10 protein-coding genes are annotated in these 16,516 nt (G+C 72.4%); 6 read left to right on the top strand and 4 right to left on the bottom strand.

Going from position 1 to position 16,516, the window contains the following annotated elements; all coding sequences use genetic code 11:
* Positions 1-7: 7 nt before the first annotated feature.
* Positions 8-1,195, bottom strand: coding sequence for a PP2C family protein-serine/threonine phosphatase (locus tag ACPA54_RS35360; RefSeq protein WP_423536100.1), 1,188 nt, complete (start codon positions 1,193-1,195; stop codon positions 8-10).
* Between the two features lie 62 nt (positions 1,196-1,257).
* Here ACPA54_RS35360 and ACPA54_RS35355 point away from each other — a divergent pair, with 62 nt between their 5' ends.
* From ACPA54_RS35355 to ACPA54_RS35340, 4 genes are all read left to right on the top strand, one after another.
* A complete protein-coding gene (locus tag ACPA54_RS35355) occupies positions 1,258-1,848 on the top strand; it encodes a MarR family winged helix-turn-helix transcriptional regulator (protein ID WP_423536099.1) in 591 nt (196 codons plus the stop codon).
* Positions 1,849-2,164: 316 nt separating this feature from the next.
* Entirely contained in the window at positions 2,165-5,635 is a 3,471-nt protein-coding gene (locus ACPA54_RS35350; protein WP_423536097.1) for a HAMP domain-containing protein, read from the top strand.
* Between the two features lie 64 nt (positions 5,636-5,699).
* Positions 5,700-8,078 (top strand): SpoIIE family protein phosphatase, encoded by a 2,379-nt coding sequence (locus tag ACPA54_RS35345; protein ID WP_423536095.1) that lies wholly within the window; start codon positions 5,700-5,702, stop codon positions 8,076-8,078.
* 90 nt (positions 8,079-8,168) lie between these two features.
* Complete coding sequence (locus ACPA54_RS35340) at positions 8,169-10,739, top strand: hypothetical protein (protein ID WP_423536093.1); 2,571 nt, start codon at positions 8,169-8,171, stop codon at positions 10,737-10,739.
* A 163-nt stretch (positions 10,740-10,902) separates the two neighbouring features.
* Here the strand turns inward: ACPA54_RS35340 and ACPA54_RS35335 are convergent, their stop codons facing one another.
* On the bottom strand, positions 10,903-11,445 hold the full coding sequence (locus ACPA54_RS35335; protein WP_423536091.1) for a DUF4383 domain-containing protein: 543 nt from the start codon (positions 11,443-11,445) through the stop codon (positions 10,903-10,905).
* Positions 11,446-11,569: 124 nt separating this feature from the next.
* Here ACPA54_RS35335 and ACPA54_RS35330 point away from each other — a divergent pair, with 124 nt between their 5' ends.
* Positions 11,570-12,616 (top strand): MerR family transcriptional regulator, encoded by a 1,047-nt coding sequence (locus tag ACPA54_RS35330; protein ID WP_423536089.1) that lies wholly within the window; start codon positions 11,570-11,572, stop codon positions 12,614-12,616.
* 33 nt (positions 12,617-12,649) lie between these two features.
* Here ACPA54_RS35330 and ACPA54_RS35325 read toward each other — a convergent pair whose 3' ends face one another.
* A complete protein-coding gene (locus ACPA54_RS35325) occupies positions 12,650-13,813 on the bottom strand; it encodes an acyl-CoA dehydrogenase family protein (protein WP_423536087.1) in 1,164 nt (387 codons plus the stop codon).
* Positions 13,814-13,998: 185 nt separating this feature from the next.
* Between ACPA54_RS35325 and ACPA54_RS35320 the strand changes: the two genes are divergently transcribed.
* Complete coding sequence (locus tag ACPA54_RS35320) at positions 13,999-15,210, top strand: oxygenase MpaB family protein (protein ID WP_423536085.1); 1,212 nt, start codon at positions 13,999-14,001, stop codon at positions 15,208-15,210.
* A gap of 77 nt (positions 15,211-15,287) precedes the next feature.
* Here the strand turns inward: ACPA54_RS35320 and ACPA54_RS35315 are convergent, their stop codons facing one another.
* Positions 15,288-16,451, bottom strand: coding sequence for a TetR/AcrR family transcriptional regulator (locus ACPA54_RS35315; RefSeq protein WP_423536083.1), 1,164 nt, complete (start codon positions 16,449-16,451; stop codon positions 15,288-15,290).
* Positions 16,452-16,516 lie beyond the last annotated feature (65 nt).

The following is a 16,516-nucleotide window of genomic DNA, read 5'->3' as shown; positions in this document are numbered from 1 at the left end:
CGCCGGGTTAGCCCTCCTGCCGCGCCGCCGCTCCGCGCCAGTCGAGGCACAGGCAGACCGCATCGTCCGTCGCCGTGCTGTCCCCGCGGAACAGGGCCAGGTCGCGCAGTACCGCCCGGGCGGCCTCCGGGGCCGGGGCGAGGCGGTTCTTGCGCACGCAGGCCGCGAGCAGCCGGTCGCCGAACACCTCGCCCGCTGCCGAACGGAACCCGTGGACGCCCTCGCCGACCACGACCAGCCGGTCCCCGGGGTGCAGCATGAAGCGCTCCGGGACATAGCGGGTGTCCTCCAGCGCGCCCAAAGCAAACTGGGCGTCCAGCTCGATCCGTTCCACCTGTCCGTCGCGCAGGCGGGTCACCGTCGGGGATCCCGCGTCGATGGCGTCGACCGAGCCGGTGGCCAGGTCGATCTCCAGAAGGACGCTCTTCACGTAGCCGCTTCCGGTGTGCGCCGACCACACGGCCTGGCTGGCGAGTTCGGCCTGGAAGGCCAGGTCCGCCCCGGACCGGCGGGCGTTGCGCAGGGCGCTGACGGCGAGCGCGGTGAGCGAGGCGGCGTGGACGCCGTGGCCCATGCCGTTCGTCACGCTGATGCTGAGCTTCCGTTCGCTGACGGACCAGTCGAAGTTGTCGCCGCGCACCGAGTAGGCGGGCTCCAGCTGCGCGCCGAGCGTGAATTCCGGGCGTTCGCACGAGCGTCCCGGCAGCAGGTCCCATTGCATCTCCGCGGCCAGCGTCAGCCGGCGCAGCCGCCGCGCCTTGGCGTAGACGTCCGTGCTGGGATCCGCGGCGACGAGTTCGTGGCCGAGCGCCTGGGCGGCCTCGGAGAGAAGGGAGGTCAGCTTGGGGTCGGTGCCCGTGGGGAGGACCACTTCCAGGACGCCGATACGGTCACCGCGCACGGACACGGGCAGGTACGCCGTTTGCCCGGGCGCCTCCGGGGCACCGATGACGACGGGTTCTTGGGACAGGTACGCCCGGCCCGCCGGGGTGCCGCCGATCGGGACGGCGGTGTCCGCGGAGGGCTCCGTGCCGAACGGCTGGAGGGCGCTCACTCCGTAGTCGGCCAGCAGGAGCGTGCACCGGCCGACCCCGAGGTGGTCGTCGAGGACGCGCGTGAGGGCCCGGACCAGATCGTGCGGCGCGGCGGCGCGCAAGGCGCGGTGGAGGTCCAGCAGGGGGTCGGCGGCAGTCACCGGGAGTCCTTTCGGCAGCGCGGTACCTGCCCGCGGCGCGGCATGAGAGAGTGAGGGGAACCATGGACAAGCGGTACGGGCGCAAGAGCCTGCAGTCGAGCACACCGGAGACCGGGCCGGCATCGGCCGCCGGCCGTCCGGTGTCCGCCGATGATGCGGCCGAGCTGCTCGCCCAGGCCCTGGAATCGTTGATCACGGTATGGGGACGGGCTCAGGAGGCGTTCGGCACCACGGTCTCCCCCACCCAGTTGCGCGCACTGACCATCATCTCCCGGAGCGACGGCGTTCCCCTGCATGCGCTGGCCCAGGAGATGGGCACCGTGCCGTCGGTGGCGAGCCGGCTGTGCGACCGCCTCGAGTCGGCCGGCTTGGTGCACCGGGAACTCGATTCCGGCAACCGCCGCAAGATCACCCTACGCCTGACCGCGGAAGGCGACGGGCTCATGGGCGCGATCCGCGACCGGCGCGCCGACGACCTGGCCGTCACGTTGGCGGCGATGTCGGCGGCCGATCGCGAGGCGCTGGTCACCGGCATGCTGGCCTTCCAGCACGCGGCCGGGCACGAGCACGCCCACGAGCCTGCCGAGGACGGCAGGCATCCGCGCCGCGGAGCCGGCTCGCGAAGCACGCCGTCGTCGCAGCGTTCTGCCTGATGCACACGCCCGACTCTACCGTTGCCAAAGGGCAACAGTGAAGCGCGCCCACAGAAGCACCGGCAGCCCCCGCTGACACCAGGCGCCGCATGCGCCTCTCGCGAAACACACGACGCCTCGGCCTGACCCGAGCGCGCAGGCCTCCTCGGCGCGGACACGTCGCCGACATCTACCCGTGGTAACGTGCCGCAGAACTGTTGCCAAAGGGCAACGATTGGCCTTTTTGCCGCGAGGCACACGGTTGCACGCGATAATGCGGCCGGTCGATGTGTTCCCGGCGCGACGCCCGTACGGGCCGGAGCGGAACGAGGTGCGCATGGCAGGCGCGACGGTCGGCGGCGACCCCGGGCAGGACCCGGGGCCGACCGCCGTCGATACGGTCGGCACAGTCGGCACAGTCGGCGAGGCCGAACTCCGCCGGCTGCTGGCGGGGCTCACGGCGGTGCGCGACGGGGACTTCGGCACCCGGCTGCCGGACAGCGGCGACGGCCTATTCGGCGAGATCAGCACCGTGTTCAACGGCATGGTCGACCAGTTGTCGCTCTTCACGTCCGAAGTGACGCGCGTCGCACGCGAGGTGGGGAGCGACGGGCTCCTCGGCGGCCAGGCCACCGTCCGCGGCGTCTCCGGGACGTGGAAGGACCTGACCGACAACGTCAACGTCATGGCGTCCAATCTGACCGGCCAGGTGCGCAACATCGCGCACGTGGCGACCGCGGTCGCCAAGGGCGACCTGTCGCAGAAGATCACCGTCGAGGCCAAGGGCGAAGTGGCGGCCCTCGCCGAGGTCATCAACACCATGGTCGACACGCTCTCCGCGTTCGCCGACGAAGTCACCCGCGTGGCCCGCGAGGTCGGCACCGAAGGCATGCTCGGCGGCCAGGCCCGGGTCGCGAACGTCGCGGGCACGTGGAAGGACCTGACCGACAACGTCAACTCGATGGCCAGCAACCTGACCGGCCAGGTCCGCAACATCGCCCTGGTCACCACGGCGGTGGCCAACGGCGACCTCTCGAAGAAGATCGACGTCGACGCCCGCGGCGAGATCCTCGAACTGAAGACGACCATCAACACGATGGTCGACCAGCTGTCCTCGTTCGCCGCCGAGGTCACGCGGGTCGCCCGCGAAGTCGGCAGCGAAGGCCGGCTCGGCGGCCAAGCCGAGGTGGAGGGCGTCTCGGGCACGTGGAAGCGGCTCACCGAGAACGTCAACGAACTCGCCGGGAACCTCACCCGGCAGGTGCGCGCCATCGCCGAAGTCGCCAGCGCGGTCGCGGAAGGCGACCTGACGCGCTCGATCACCGTCGATGCCTCCGGCGAAGTGGCCGAACTCAAAGACAACATCAACACCATGGTCGGGTCGCTGCGCGAGTCCACGCGGGCCAACCAGGAGCAGGACTGGCTCAAGACCAACCTGGCGCTGATCTCCGGGCTCATGCAGGGCCACCGCGACCTGACGGTGGTGGCCGAGCTGGTGATGGACGAGCTGGTGCCGCTCGTCGCCGCGCAGTTCGGCGCGTTCTATCTCGCCGAGGATACTCAGCGGGGCGCCGAGCTCGCCCTGATCGCGTCGTACGGCCACCCCGACGACGACGCGCTCCCCCGCCGCGTCCGGCTGGGGCAGACGCTCGTCGGGCAGGCCGCGCGCAGTCGCCGCAGCATCGTCGTCGACGGCATCCCGGACGACTACGTCCCCATCTCCTCCGGACTGGGCAGCACCGCGCCGCGCTCCCTGATCGTGCTCCCGATCGTCGTCGAGGAGCAGGTCCTCGGCGTCATGGAGCTGGCCTCCGTCGGCCGGTTCACCCAGGTCCACCGCGACTTCCTGGACCGGCTCATGGAGGTCGTCGGCGTCAACGTCAACACCATCGTGGCCAACGCCCGCACCGACGAGCTGCTGGACGAGTCGCAGCGACTGACCGCCGAACTCCAGGCACGGTCCGAGGAACTCCAGACCCAGCAGGTGGAACTGCAGCGTTCCAACGCCGAGCTGGAGGAGAAGGCGGCCCTGCTGGCGGACCGCAACCACGACATCGAGGCGAAGAACCTCCAGATCGAGCAGGCCCGCCAGGAGCTGGAAGAGCGCGCCCAGCAGTTGTCGCTGGCTTCGAAGTACAAGTCGGAGTTCCTGGCGAACATGAGCCACGAGCTGCGGACTCCGCTCAACAGCCTGCTGATCCTCGCCCAGTTGCTCGCGCAGAACGCCACGCGCAACCTGACCGCGAAGCAGGTGGAGTACGCGGGCATCATCCATTCCGCGGGGTCGGACCTGCTGCAGCTGATCAACGACATCCTCGATCTGTCGAAGGTCGAGGCGGGCAAGATGGACCTCAACCCCGAGCGGGTGCCGCTGCGCAGGCTCTTGGACTACGTCGAAGCCACCTTCCGGCCGATGACGACGCAGAAGAGCCTCGACTTCTCGGTCCGGACCGCCCCCGGCATCCCGGTCGACCTCGTCACCGACGACACACGGCTGCGCCAGGTCCTGCGCAACCTGCTGTCCAACGCCGTCAAATTCACCGAGCGCGGCTCGGTGGAGCTGCGTATCGAGCCGGCCTCGGAGCACGAGGTGCCGGAGGACGTCCACCGGGGCGGCGCGGTGGTCGCGTTCCGGGTCATCGACACCGGCATCGGCATCCCGGAGCACCAACTGGCGACGGTCTTCGGGGCGTTCCAGCAGGCGGACGGCACCACCAGCCGCAAGTACGGCGGCACGGGGCTGGGCTTGTCGATCAGCCGGGAGATCGCCTACCTGCTCGGCGGGGCGGTCACCGCGGGCAGCCGGGTCGGCGAGGGCAGCACGTTCACGCTCTACCTGCCGGTCACCCGTCCGGACCTGGAAGCCCGCGCCCTCACCCTTCCGGGGCCGGGGACCAGCGGGCAGGGTGCCGATCCGCTACCGGTGCGTCCGGCCGTCGTGCCGCCGCAGCGGCGGCGTCTGCTGGTGATCGAGGAGCGGCCGCACGGACTGCTGTCCCTCGTCGCGGAGAGCGCGGTCGCGGACCTGGTCGTGGGCCCCGGCCTCCCCGACGCGCGCACCGCCGTCGAGGTCGTCACCGCCGCGGGCGCCCAGGAGGCGGCGGCCGCCCTCGCGGCGCATCCGTGCCACTGCATCGTCCTGGAACTGGACATGCCCGACGCGGAAGCCATCCGCTTTCTCGACGCCATGGACGGGGACCGTGCGCTCGCCGCCGTGCCCGTCCTCGCACACAACAGCCGCCGGCTGCCCGAGGGGCAGGAGCAGGTGCTCCGGTCCCGCGCCGACCGCCGTCCGCTGGAGCTGCTGTCCGGTCTCGACGAGCTGCGCGAACGCATCTCGCTGCACCTGTCCGCCGACCAGCCCGGCGACGTCCTGCCGCTGGCCAGGCCCGGCGAAGGCGGGCAGGCGACCGCGCAGGTCGAGGCAAGCGACCTGGCCGGGCGCACCGTCCTCGTCGTCGACGACGACGCCCGCAACCTCTACGCCCTCAGCGGCATCCTGGAACTCCACGGAATCGCCGTCCTGCACGCGGTGAACGGCCGCGAAGGCGTCGACGCGCTCGCCGCGAACCCGGAGATCGACCTGGTGCTGATGGACGTCATGATGCCGGAGATGGACGGCTACGCGGCCACCGCCGAAATCCGGCGCATGCCGGAGTACGCGGACCTGCCGATCATCGCCGTCACCGCCAAGGCCATGCCCGGCGACCGGGAGAAGAGCCTGGCCTCGGGCGCGAGCGACTATGTGACGAAGCCGGTCGACACCCGGGATCTCATCGCCTGTGTGCGCCGCTGGCTGACCCGCTGAAACCCGTCCGCCCGGATCCGGGCCCTGACCCGATGCCGCACCGACCGCGAGGAGCCGTCACCAGGTGAGCACTGCCGAGGACTCCGGCGCCCCTGCCGTCGGCCCCGAAGAGGCCGCGGCGTCCATCGGCCGCCTGGCCGCGACCGTGGACCGCCTTCGCCTCGAAGTGCAGGCCGCCCACACGGCGGCCGAAGGGCGCGCCCTCGTCGAGATGGCCAAGGGCATCCTGGTCGAGCGGCTCTCCTGCGGACCGCAGGAGGCCGCCCGGCAACTCGCCGATCTCGCCGCACGAGCCCACGTCTCGCAGCTCGAATTCGCCGCGGACATCGTGAACCGGGCGGCCGGGGACCGGCTCGCCGAGGCGGCCGTCGCGTTCGTCGCGCAGGCCCGCGGCGACGGCGAGCACCCCGGTGCGGACGCGCCGTCGGTCGCGGTCCGCCTGCGGACCGCCGAAGGCGGCGCCTTGGCGGCACACGACGCCCAGGCGGTGGCCGCCGCGCTGCTCGACCACGCGCTGGCCCCCTTGGGCGCCTGCGCGGTGGCCGTCTGGGCGGCGGCGTCCGACGGCTCGCTGACGCTGCGCGGACACGCCGGATTCAGCACCGAGGAGTCGGCCCGGTGGCGCCACGTGCCGCCCGGCGTCGCCACGGTCGCCCGCACCGCCCTCGCCGAACGCCGCACGGTGTGGCTGCCGTCGCTCCGCGATTCCGGGCTTCCGTCCATCGGCCTGCGCGACCTGCCGGGCGGCCGCGCCGCGGTCCCCGCGGGGACGGGCGGCCGCATCCACGGCGTGCTGGAGATCTGCTGGCCGCACCCCCTGCAGCCGCAGCCGCCGCAGGTCCGCCGGCAGGTCGAGGCGCTGGCCGAACTGTGCGCGCACACCCTGGAGACGCACCCCACGGCGCCCGGCGGCGACGCCGACGCCGCCCGGCACATCGGCGAGTTGGTGCAGCTGGCGGACGGGCTGCACGATCCGGCGCTGCTCCTCGTGCCGCAACTGAGCGCCGACGGAAGGCTCCTCGACTTCCGCATCCAGCACGCCAATGCGAAGTTCACCGACCCGGCCGGGCGGCCGCGGCACGAGATCGTCGGCGCGCTGCTCCTCGAGGCCTACCCGATGGCGGCGAACGACGGCGACCTGTTCGACATGGCCGAACGCGTGTACGCGACCGGCGAGGCGTTCCGTGCCGAACGGGTGACGGTGACCACGCTGATCGACCAAGTGCCGCTTCCCACGCCCGCCGGCATCAGCATCAGCCGGCACGGCGACACCATCCTGCTGCTGTGGCGGGTGGAGAACGAGGCGACGCGCTTGGCCGGCCTGCTGCAGCATGCGCAGCGGCTGGGCAACATCGGCGGGTTCGAGGAGATCCTGCCGACCGGCGAGATCGTCTGGAACGCGCAGATGTTCGACCTGCACGGCCTTCCGCGGACGGCGGCACCGGTCCCTCTCGAGGAACTGCCGTCCAGCGCCCACCCCGACGACGCGGTCGCGATCGGCCGGTTCCTCCGTACGCTCATCACCCACCGCCGCCCCGCCTCGGCCGCGTTCCGTCTGCGGCGCTCGGACGGGATCACCCGGCACATACGCGTCGCGGCGGAGCCCGTCCTGGCCGCCAACGGCGACCTGTTCGCGGTCCGTGGGGCGTTCCAGGACATCTCGGCGCAGCATTGGACCGAAGTGGCGCTCGCCGCCACGCGCGACCAACTCGCGCACAGTGAAAGGCAGTCCGCGCAGCGGAACCGGCTGGCGCTGCAACTGCAGCACGCCATCATGCCGCCCGAGAGCATGCCGCTGGACGCGCCCGGGCTGGCGGTCGCGGTCCGGTACCGCCCCGCGGAGTCGGAGGCGGCGGTCGGCGGCGACTGGTACGACTGCGTGCCGCTGCCGTCCAAGCAGGTCCTGCTGTGCGTGGGCGACGTGGCCGGCCACGGCATCGACGCCGCGACCGGCATGGTGGTCCTGCGCAACGCCCTGCGCGGCATGTCCGTGACCGGTGCGGGCCCGGCCCAGTTGCTGGGGTGGCTCAACATGGTCGCCCACCACCTCACCGGGCAGGTGACCGCGACGGTGGTGTGCGGCATCTACAACCCGGCCGACCGCGTGCTGCGTTGGGCGCGGGCGGGACACCTGCCCCCGATCCTGGTGCGCGACGGCGAAGCCCATCCGCTTCCGCTGCCCGACGGCCTGCTGCTCGGCGCCCTCGCGGACGCCGAGTACGAGGAGGCCGAGCTGCAACTGGCGCAGGGCGACACGTTGTTGATGTACACCGACGGCCTGATCGAGCGCCGCGACCGGTCGGTGCAGGACACCCTCGGACATCTCGTCGAGAATGCCCGCGGCGCGGCCCCGAACCTCGATCTGCGGCTCGACCGCCTTCTGGTCCGCAGCAAGGCCGATACCGACGACGACACCTGCATCATCGGGATCGACGTCGTCTGAGCGGGGCGTCGGAAGGGGCGCCTACGCTGGGCGGCGTTGCGCGGCGTAGTCACGTGCGCGTCCGGGTCCGAGCGGGGAGTTGCCGTCCAAGTGAACAGTTCCGAGAGTGCCGTTGCGCTGCGGGCAGCGGTGTACGCCGCGTACAGTCTCGCGCCCGCGGAGACCGCGGCCAAGCTCACGGAGCGGCTGCGGACCGAGACGCTGCAGGCGCTGGGCACGATGTACGTCCGGCCGTCGCAGGCCGCGCTTGCGGCGGTGCTCGCGTCGGGCGACCGGGACCTGCTGGCAGCGGTCGCCGGGCACGACCACGTCGACGAGGACGCGGCGCTGGATCTGGCGCTGCTGGGCGATCCCGCGGTGGCGTATGCGCTGCTGACGGCGCGCGGCCGGAGCGAGCGGACGCGGGATGCGGTGTGGCGGGCGGCGGACCCGGCGAGCCCGGGCTGGCGCACGGATGTCGTCGAGCCGTTCCTCGCCGAGGCGACCCTGTGGCAAGTGCGGTCCGCGCTGCGGTCCGCGCTGCGGGCCCCGTTCCCCGAGGTCGTGCGACTTGCGGTCGGCACGCTCGCGCCGCTGCTGCCGCCGTGGGTGATCGTCGACGGCGCGCTGCGGATCGTCGCGCTGACGGATCCTGCCGACGTGTGCGGCGAACTCGATGCTCTCGCGGCGGTGCTGCGCGAGAGCGCCGACGAGCACGGCCACACCGACCTGGCCGACGTCGTCGACGCGGCGGCACGGTCCGGCGACCCGGCCGCCGTGCTGCGGGCGGCCCGGGCGGAACGCGGCGGCGGCCCGGAACCCCGGCCCGCGCACGACGCGTGGCTGGTCGGGCTGCGGTTCGGCGACGAGAGCGAGACTCCGCCGGGCGGGGTCGACTGGGAGGCGGTTCGTGGCGAGGCGGCCCGGAGTCCGTTCACGGCGCGCGCGAAGGTGGAGCTGACCCGGCACGAGGGCTGTCCGCCCGACGTGGTGGCCGAGGCGGTGCGCGACGGGATCCGTACGGACAGCGCCCGCCGGCTCGGCCCTGTGCCGATGAGTGCGGCGATTCCGCCCGGGGACCCGGGGGACCTGGCAGCGCTGCTGTCGCACGGGCTCGACGCGGGGTGGTACGGCATCGAGGAGGCGCTGGACTGTCCGGGCCCGGCGGGCGAGGTGCTGCACGCGCTGCACCGGTTGGCGCCAAGGCGGGCGGACGGTGCGGACGAGGGCGGCGTCTTCCACGGGTCCGGCGCCTACCGCGGACGGCTGCCGGACGCCTTCGCCCCGGCGGTCGCGCGGTTCGTCGCCCCGCTGGGCGACGACCCCGAGGCGTGGGTCTCGTTGTACAAGCTGGTCGGCCGGTTCCGCGGCAGCTGCCGCGAGTTGGTGGCCGCGGCGGTCGAACACGCCGCCGAACAGCGGGCGGGGGGCACCCCCGTGGCCTGGCCCAAGCACTTGGACGCGAAGTTCCCGGCCGAAGCGCCCGAAGGCGCCCGGAGGCAGCTCTACATCATGCTGGCCGCGGCGCCCGAGCAGGTGCAGCGCGCGGTGATCCCGGCGCTGGACGCCCGGGCGATCCAGCATCTGACGGTGTACTACCCGCTGTCGGCAGCTGTCCGGACACACATCTACGACGTGTGCGGGGTCCGGGCCGCCGTGGCGAATGCCGCGCACTGGGAGATGCCTGCCGAGGTCGTCGAGGGCCTGCTCGACCTCGACGACCCGGACGTCAACGCCTATCTCTACGACTTCGGGGCGATAGCGCAGGACGAACGCGTCCGCATATGCGCCGGGCGGCGGCGCGACGGTGGCACCGACGAGGTGGCGATCAGCCCCGCGCTCGTCGACCTGCTCGCGCGGACCAGCCCGTCCAGGCGCCGCACCTGGCTGCTCGCCGCGCTCGACTCGGGCGATCCGGCGCTGGTGCGGGCGATGCTGGGGCGTACCCGGCTGAGCACCGATGCCGGTCGGCTGCGGGTCGCCATCGGTCTGTGGGAACGCCACGGGCCCGACGCGGTGGCGGCGTTGCTGGACGAGACGGAATACCCCGGCCGACGTCCGGGCGCCAAGCACCCGTTCCCCGCGACGACCCACGCGGTGCTCCGCGCCGCGATCGCGGCTTCCGACGCGGGACTGGCTTCGCTGCACGCGGCCTTGGCTGCGGCCCGAGCGCCGGAGGAAGTGGCGCGCTACGTGATCGGCCGGGGCGCCAAGGCGGCCGAGCGCCTGGACCACTTCGACGCCGAGTACGGGATGGCGTTGCCGTGGCGCGTGCTGGTCGCCGCGGACGCCGCATCACCCTTGCCCGCGCCGGTGCTGGAAGCTCTCATCGAGCGCAAGGACTGCCCGCGGGAGCTGCTGCGGGCGTATCTCGCGCGCAACAGGGTGCAGGTGTACCGCGTGACCGGCCTCGAGTGGCTGGACACCGCCCTCGCCGACGGCCGGCTTCACACCGAGGACCTGCTGGCCCTCGTCACTCCCGCGGCGGCGCTCGTGGAGCACCTCACCGAGGCCGTCACCGCCGGGAGGCTCTCGCCCCGCGCCGACATCCTGGCCGTGATGGCCGCCGCCGGGTTCTCGCCCGCCGACCCCGACCACTGGGCGGTTGCCCTCCGCCTGCTGCCCGATTTCCCCGGCGCGCTTCCCGAACTGCTGGCCACGACTGTCGCCATCACCAGCTGACACGGGCCTGCGGCGGCCCGCGCCGGGCCGTCGCGGGTCGCCGCAGGGCGCCGCACCCAGGTGCGGCGCTTCGGTGGCCGTGCCGGGGCGGGGTGCCGGTGGCGGCGGCCGGGGCCGCGGCGCCGCTCGGCGACCCTGGCCGACACGGTCGCGGGCGATGGGCTCACGAGCGCCGTGCCGGGCTGTCGGCGGTCCACGTCGTCGCGGATGCCGCGGGCAGGGCGGTGTGGGACTCGCGTTCCGCCTGCTCCGGGTGACGTGCCCGCCAGTAGGGATTGTCGTGGGGCAGGTTCCCGCTGACCCGGCCGTAGAGGCCGAAGGTGAGAACCAGTAGGCCGACCAGGAAGCTGAAGATCACGTTCGGCATGCGGAAAGCCAGGATGTTGCCGCTGCGGTCCAGCAGGAACAGGTTGACGAATCCGCTCGCGATGAAGAGCACGCCGACCACGCTGTTGAGCGTGGATGCGGTGTTGCCGCCGATGACGGCGCCCACGACGAGCACGACGCCGACGACGACCGACACGGTGCTCAGTGCGCCGTTCGTGCTGAGTCCGGCGAGGTTGCTGCCGTGGGTGTCGAAATAGGCCAGCCGGTCGGCGAAGCCGAGGCTTCCGAAGGTCAGCAGCACAAGACCGGTGAGTCCGGCACCGAACCGGTAGACCTGGCTCAACCGGTGGTCCACGGGTAGTTCTTCGGAGAGCTTCACGGTGGTCTCCCGTCGCTGGGGCCGCCGGTGCGACGGCCGCTGCCTCCAGCCTCCGCGGAGGTATCATGGATGCAAGTCGCCAAGGATTTGCACAGGTTTCCGCACTCCCCCGGACGGACCTCCCATGAACGACCGACCCGCCCCCGCCGTCGCCGTACTGCCGTCCGGCACGGCCGCCGAGCCTTCGTTCGGGATCGGGGCGGCCGCGCAGCGCATCGGGGTCGCCGTCGCGACGCTGCGCAGCTGGGAGCGCAGGTACGGAATCGGTGCGCACGGGCAGACTCCCGGCGGGCACCGCCGCTACACGGCGACGGACCTGACTCGACTCGAACACATGTGTGCACTCACCTCTGCCGGGGTCCCGCCCGCGGAAGCGGCCGCGCTGGCCCTCGCCGCGCCGTCCGACGCGCCGGGTCCGCGGCCGCCCCGCCGCGCGGGCGGGGGTGCCGCGTTGCCGCTCGGCCGATCGGCGGCCGACACGCACCCGGCGGCACAGGGCCTCGCGAAGGCGGCGATGCGGCTGGATGCCGATGCGGTCGGGGGGCTGCTGGACGAGGCGTTCGCCGCGTCCGGGGTCGTGGCCGCGTGGCACGATCTCGTCGTCCCGGTCCTGTTCGGCATGGGCCGCAAGTGGGCCAACACCGCGGTCGCCCCGGGCGCGGGGGCCCACGGCACCAAGTACGTCGAGGTGGAGCACCTTCTCGCGGGCTGTGTGGCGGCCGCACTGCACCGGGCCGCCGATGCCGCAGCCACCGCGCGCGGCAAGCCGGATCGTTCTCCGGGGTCCTCCGCGGTCGGCGCGGGCGTGCGCGGGGTGCTGCTGGCGTGCGCTCCGGGTGAACTGCACACGCTTCCCTTGGAGGCGCTTGCCGCCGCACTGGCCGAACGCGGGGTGCCGGTCCGCATGTTCGGTGCGTCGTTGCCGCGGGCGGCGCTGCTCGAGGCGGTCCGGCGCACCGGACCGGGCGCGGTCGTCGTGTGGGCGCACACCGCGGCCACCGCGGATGCCGACACGGTGGCGGCGGTGCGCTCGTTGCCGCGCGCGAGGATGACGACGGTGATTCCCGCGGGCCCGGGCTGGAACGCGGCCCGCGGGCGCGGCGGGATCCCGGCGCCGTCGAGCCTCCGCGACGCCGTGCGCATGCTCACCGACGAAATCTGCGGGATCTGACAGGACCCGCTCCCTCCCCGGCACCCCGCGGTCCTACAGGCCCAGGTCGCGCCCCACGATCTCCTTCATGATCTCCGTCGTGCCGCCGTAGATGGTGGAGATGCGCGAGTCGAGGTAGTCGTGGGCGATGCGGTATTCGAGCATGTAGCCGTAGGCGCCGTGGAGTTGGAGGCAGCGGCCGACGATGTCGACGTACTGCTCGGTGGCCCAGAACTTCGCCGCCGCGGCATCCGCGGCGCCGAGTTCGCCGCGCGCGTGCCGGGCGAGCAGGTCGTCGAGGTAGGCGCGGCCCACGCGGGCGGTGGTGACCATCTCGGCCAGTTGGAACCGGGTGTTCTGGAAGGAGCCGATCGGCCGGCCGAACGCCTTGCGTTCTTTGACGTACTCGACGGTGCGTTCCAGCACGCCTTCGATGGAGGCCATGGCGCCGGCCGCGATGGAGATGCGCTCCTGGGGGAGGTTGCGCATGAGGGAGGTGAAGCCCGAGCCTTCTTCGCCGAGCAGGTTGGCGGCGGGCACGCGGAGGCCGGTGAAGAACAGTTCGCTGGTGTCCTGGGCGTGCAGGCCGATCTTCTCCAGGTTCCGGCCGCGGGAGAAGCCGGGGCGGTCGGCTTCGACGACGAGCAGGCTGATGCCGCGGTGGGGGTGCGGCCCGGTGCGGACGGCGGTGACGACCAGGTCGGCGTTCTGGCCGTTGGAGATGAAGACCTTGCTGCCGTCGACCACGTAGTCGTCGCCGTCGCGGACCGCGGTCGCGGCGATGCCGGCCAGGTCGCTGCCGGTGCCGGGCTCGGTCATCGCGACCGCGACGACCAGGTCTCCGGCGGCGATGCCGGGCAGCCAGCGCGCCTTCTGGTCGTCGTCCGTCAGGTCGGTGAAGTAGGGCACCACGATGTCGTTGGACAGCGACACTCCGGCGAGTCCGTCGGAGCCGGGGTGCCGGGAGAACTCCTCGGCGATCACCGCGTTGAAGCGGAAGTCGGTGACTCCGGCGCCGCCGTGCTCCTCGGGGATGTTGAAGCCGAGGATGCCCGCTTTGGCGGCCTCCTTGAACAGCCATCGGTCGACCCGTCCCGCGCTGCGCCACCGTTCGGCGTTCGGTCCGGCGTGCTTCTCGGCGAAGGCGCGCACCGTCTCGCGGAAGAGTTCGTGGTCGTCGTCGTAGAGGGAACGCCTGCCGGGGATCACCACGGTCATCGGGACTCCTGTCCGGATCGGGCGGGACGGTGACGGAACCCTTGCCGTCCCCGACACACCTCGATATGTTAATGAAGAATCGCGCTATCGGACACCCTTGAGACAATGCTCGTCTCGTCCGATTCGGCGGGCGAGCCAGCCCTGGATCAAGGCCTGAACGTTCCTGGCTGGAGGTCATTAAGTAAATGGAGAATCTCAGCAGGAGGCGAGCGCTGAAGCTCGGCGCCGCCCTGGGGCTCGCCGGTGTGGCGCTCGAAGCCCCGAAGGCGTGGTCGTGGTCGTCCGCGGGCTCGCTCGCCGCGACCGACACGGTCACCGATCCGTTCACGGTGTGGGACCCGGTCCCCGACCAGGTGGCGGCCCAGATCCTGGCCGACGGCGCGACCGCGTCGGTCAACACGGCGTGGACCGCGTGGACGGACAACGGCGATCCGCTGCCCGCGGGCATGCCGGGCTACCTGAAGTCCTACCTGCAGCAGGTCAACCAACTTCCGTCGTGGGCGGACCGGTCGGTCCTCGCCGCGTCCCAGCAGCTCTACAAGCGGCTCAGCATGTACCTGTTCCTGTCGCTGAGCCTCGGCAGCGGAATCCTGAGCACGGTGATCCCGCGGGAATCCCGCGCGGTCTACTGGTCGGCGGGCGGGGCCGACATGAAGGCCCGTGCGGCGAAGACCTTCACCTTCGGCTACGATATGGTCGCCGCCGACGCCTGGAGCCCCAACGGGCACTTCGTGGTCACCGCGAACAAAACCCGCCTGGTGCACTCCACCGTGCGCAACCTGCTGCCCACGTCGGCGAAGTTCCAGGCGACCGCCGACCAGCCGAAACCCATCAGCAACGGCGACATCCTGCGCACGTTCCACTCCACCGCGACGTTCACACACCTGAACTTCGCCAAGTGGCACGTGCCGATGTCGGCGGCCGAGCAGAACGCGGACCTGCATGCCTGGCAGGTCGCCCTGCATCTGCTGGGCGTGCAGCGCCAGTTCATCCCGGCCAGCTGGTCCGACGCGGTGGCCCAGGCCGAGCAGATGCTGTGGCCCGACCTCGCGCCCACGACCGAGGGCACCAGCCTGGCCCACACCCTGCTGGGGTACATCGAGCGGCCCGTGCTGGGGCTGGACACCGGGTTCGTCAGCGAGATGGTCCGCTACCTCATCGGGGATGCGTACTCCGACTGGCTGGGCCTGCCGCACGACTTCATCTCGCGCGGCATCATCGAGGCCGGCTGGCCGCTGTACGTCGCCTTCCGCGAGAAGACGTCGTGGATCATGCCGGTGAACTACTACCTGTTCGACCAGTTCGTGCGCGGCGTCGCGATGCTCTTCCTCAACAACGGCACGTCGGCGACGCAGACCCCGGTCACGCTGCCGTCGGCGAACCGGCCCGGCGCCTGAGTCCGGCGCCCGGACCGGGCGCCCCGAACGGTGCCCCGCGGCGCGGACGCCGAACCGGCCGCGGGGCGCCCTCCCCGCTACAGCCCCAGCGCACCCACGACCAGTGAGGTGACCGTTGCCCGGTTCTCCGGCGAATCCCGCCACCGCAGCAGGCGGCCGACCTCGACCACCACGCCGAACCCGGCGTGCACCAGCACCCGAGCCTGCCTCGCGTCCAACTCCGGCCGGGCCGCCCGCAGTTGCTGCTCCCACAGCGCGATGTGCTCGCGCTGCGCGAGGATCACGGGGCGCCGCACGGGGTCCGGCAGGCCGCGCACCTCCCCCTCGGCGACGCTGGTCAGGGCGGTGTTCTCGAAGCTGTACGCGACGTACGTCGCGGCCAGGACCGCCACGGCCGCGTGCGGTTCGGCCACCCCGTGCAGGTTCTGGTTCACGGCCTGCGACAGCAGCTCCGCGGCCTGGAGGCACGCCGCCACCAGGATGTCGACCTTGCCCGCGTAGGAGCGGTAGAGCACGGAGGCGGGCAACCCGGCCGCTTCCCCGATCTGCCCGTTGGTGACGTTGGCGAAGCCGTCCCGTGCGAAGAGCGGGACGGCGGCCGCGAGGATCTCCGCACGCCGGGTCCGCGGAACCGGCGGCACCGGCAGCTCGACGCGCCGCGCGCTTCCGGCCCCCGTCGCCGGATCGGTCCGCGCGGCGCTCAGGGCGGATTCCCGCAGCAGGTCCTCCAGGCGGCGCTGGGCCGGCGACGTGTGGTGCATCGTCACGGAGCCGATCACCCCCAAGGCCGCCACGGCACGCAGCCGTTCGTCGGGCGTCCCGAGCTCGCGCCGCACCGCCTCCGCCACTCGGCCGACCACCAGCCCGAACTTCGCCCGCAGGAGCCGGCGGTCGTCGGGCGCGAGGTACCGCGCCTCCCACCGGTACAACCCGCCGGAGGCCCGGCCCGCGACGGTGCTGCGCGCCAGGACGCCCAGGACGTCGGCCAAGGCGGCATCGGCAGGCACCGCGTCGAGTGCCGCGACCAGCCCGTCCGCCAGCACGTTCGTGCACGCGACGAAGAGCGTGTACTTGTTCGGGAAGTGCCGGTACAGCGCGGCCGCGGTGATGCCGACACCGGCCGCGATCTCCTCCATGGACGCCGCATGGTAGCCGCGTTCGCTGAAAACCCGTCCCGCGGCGTCGACGATGAGCTGCTTGCGGTTGCGCGGCCGGGTGGCGGCAGTCGGTTCGGCGGTCACCGACAGACCTGGGCGGACACGAGCGCGGACACGGCCATGGGGCAAGTGAATCACAGGGGGCGGGC

This window comes from Uniformispora flossi, assembly GCF_049534875.1.
Lineage (GTDB): Bacteria > Actinomycetota > Actinomycetes > Streptomycetales > Streptomycetaceae > Yinghuangia > Yinghuangia aomiensis.
Note: the sequence above shows the minus strand (reverse complement) of the source record. Positions and strands in the feature narration are given on the sequence as shown.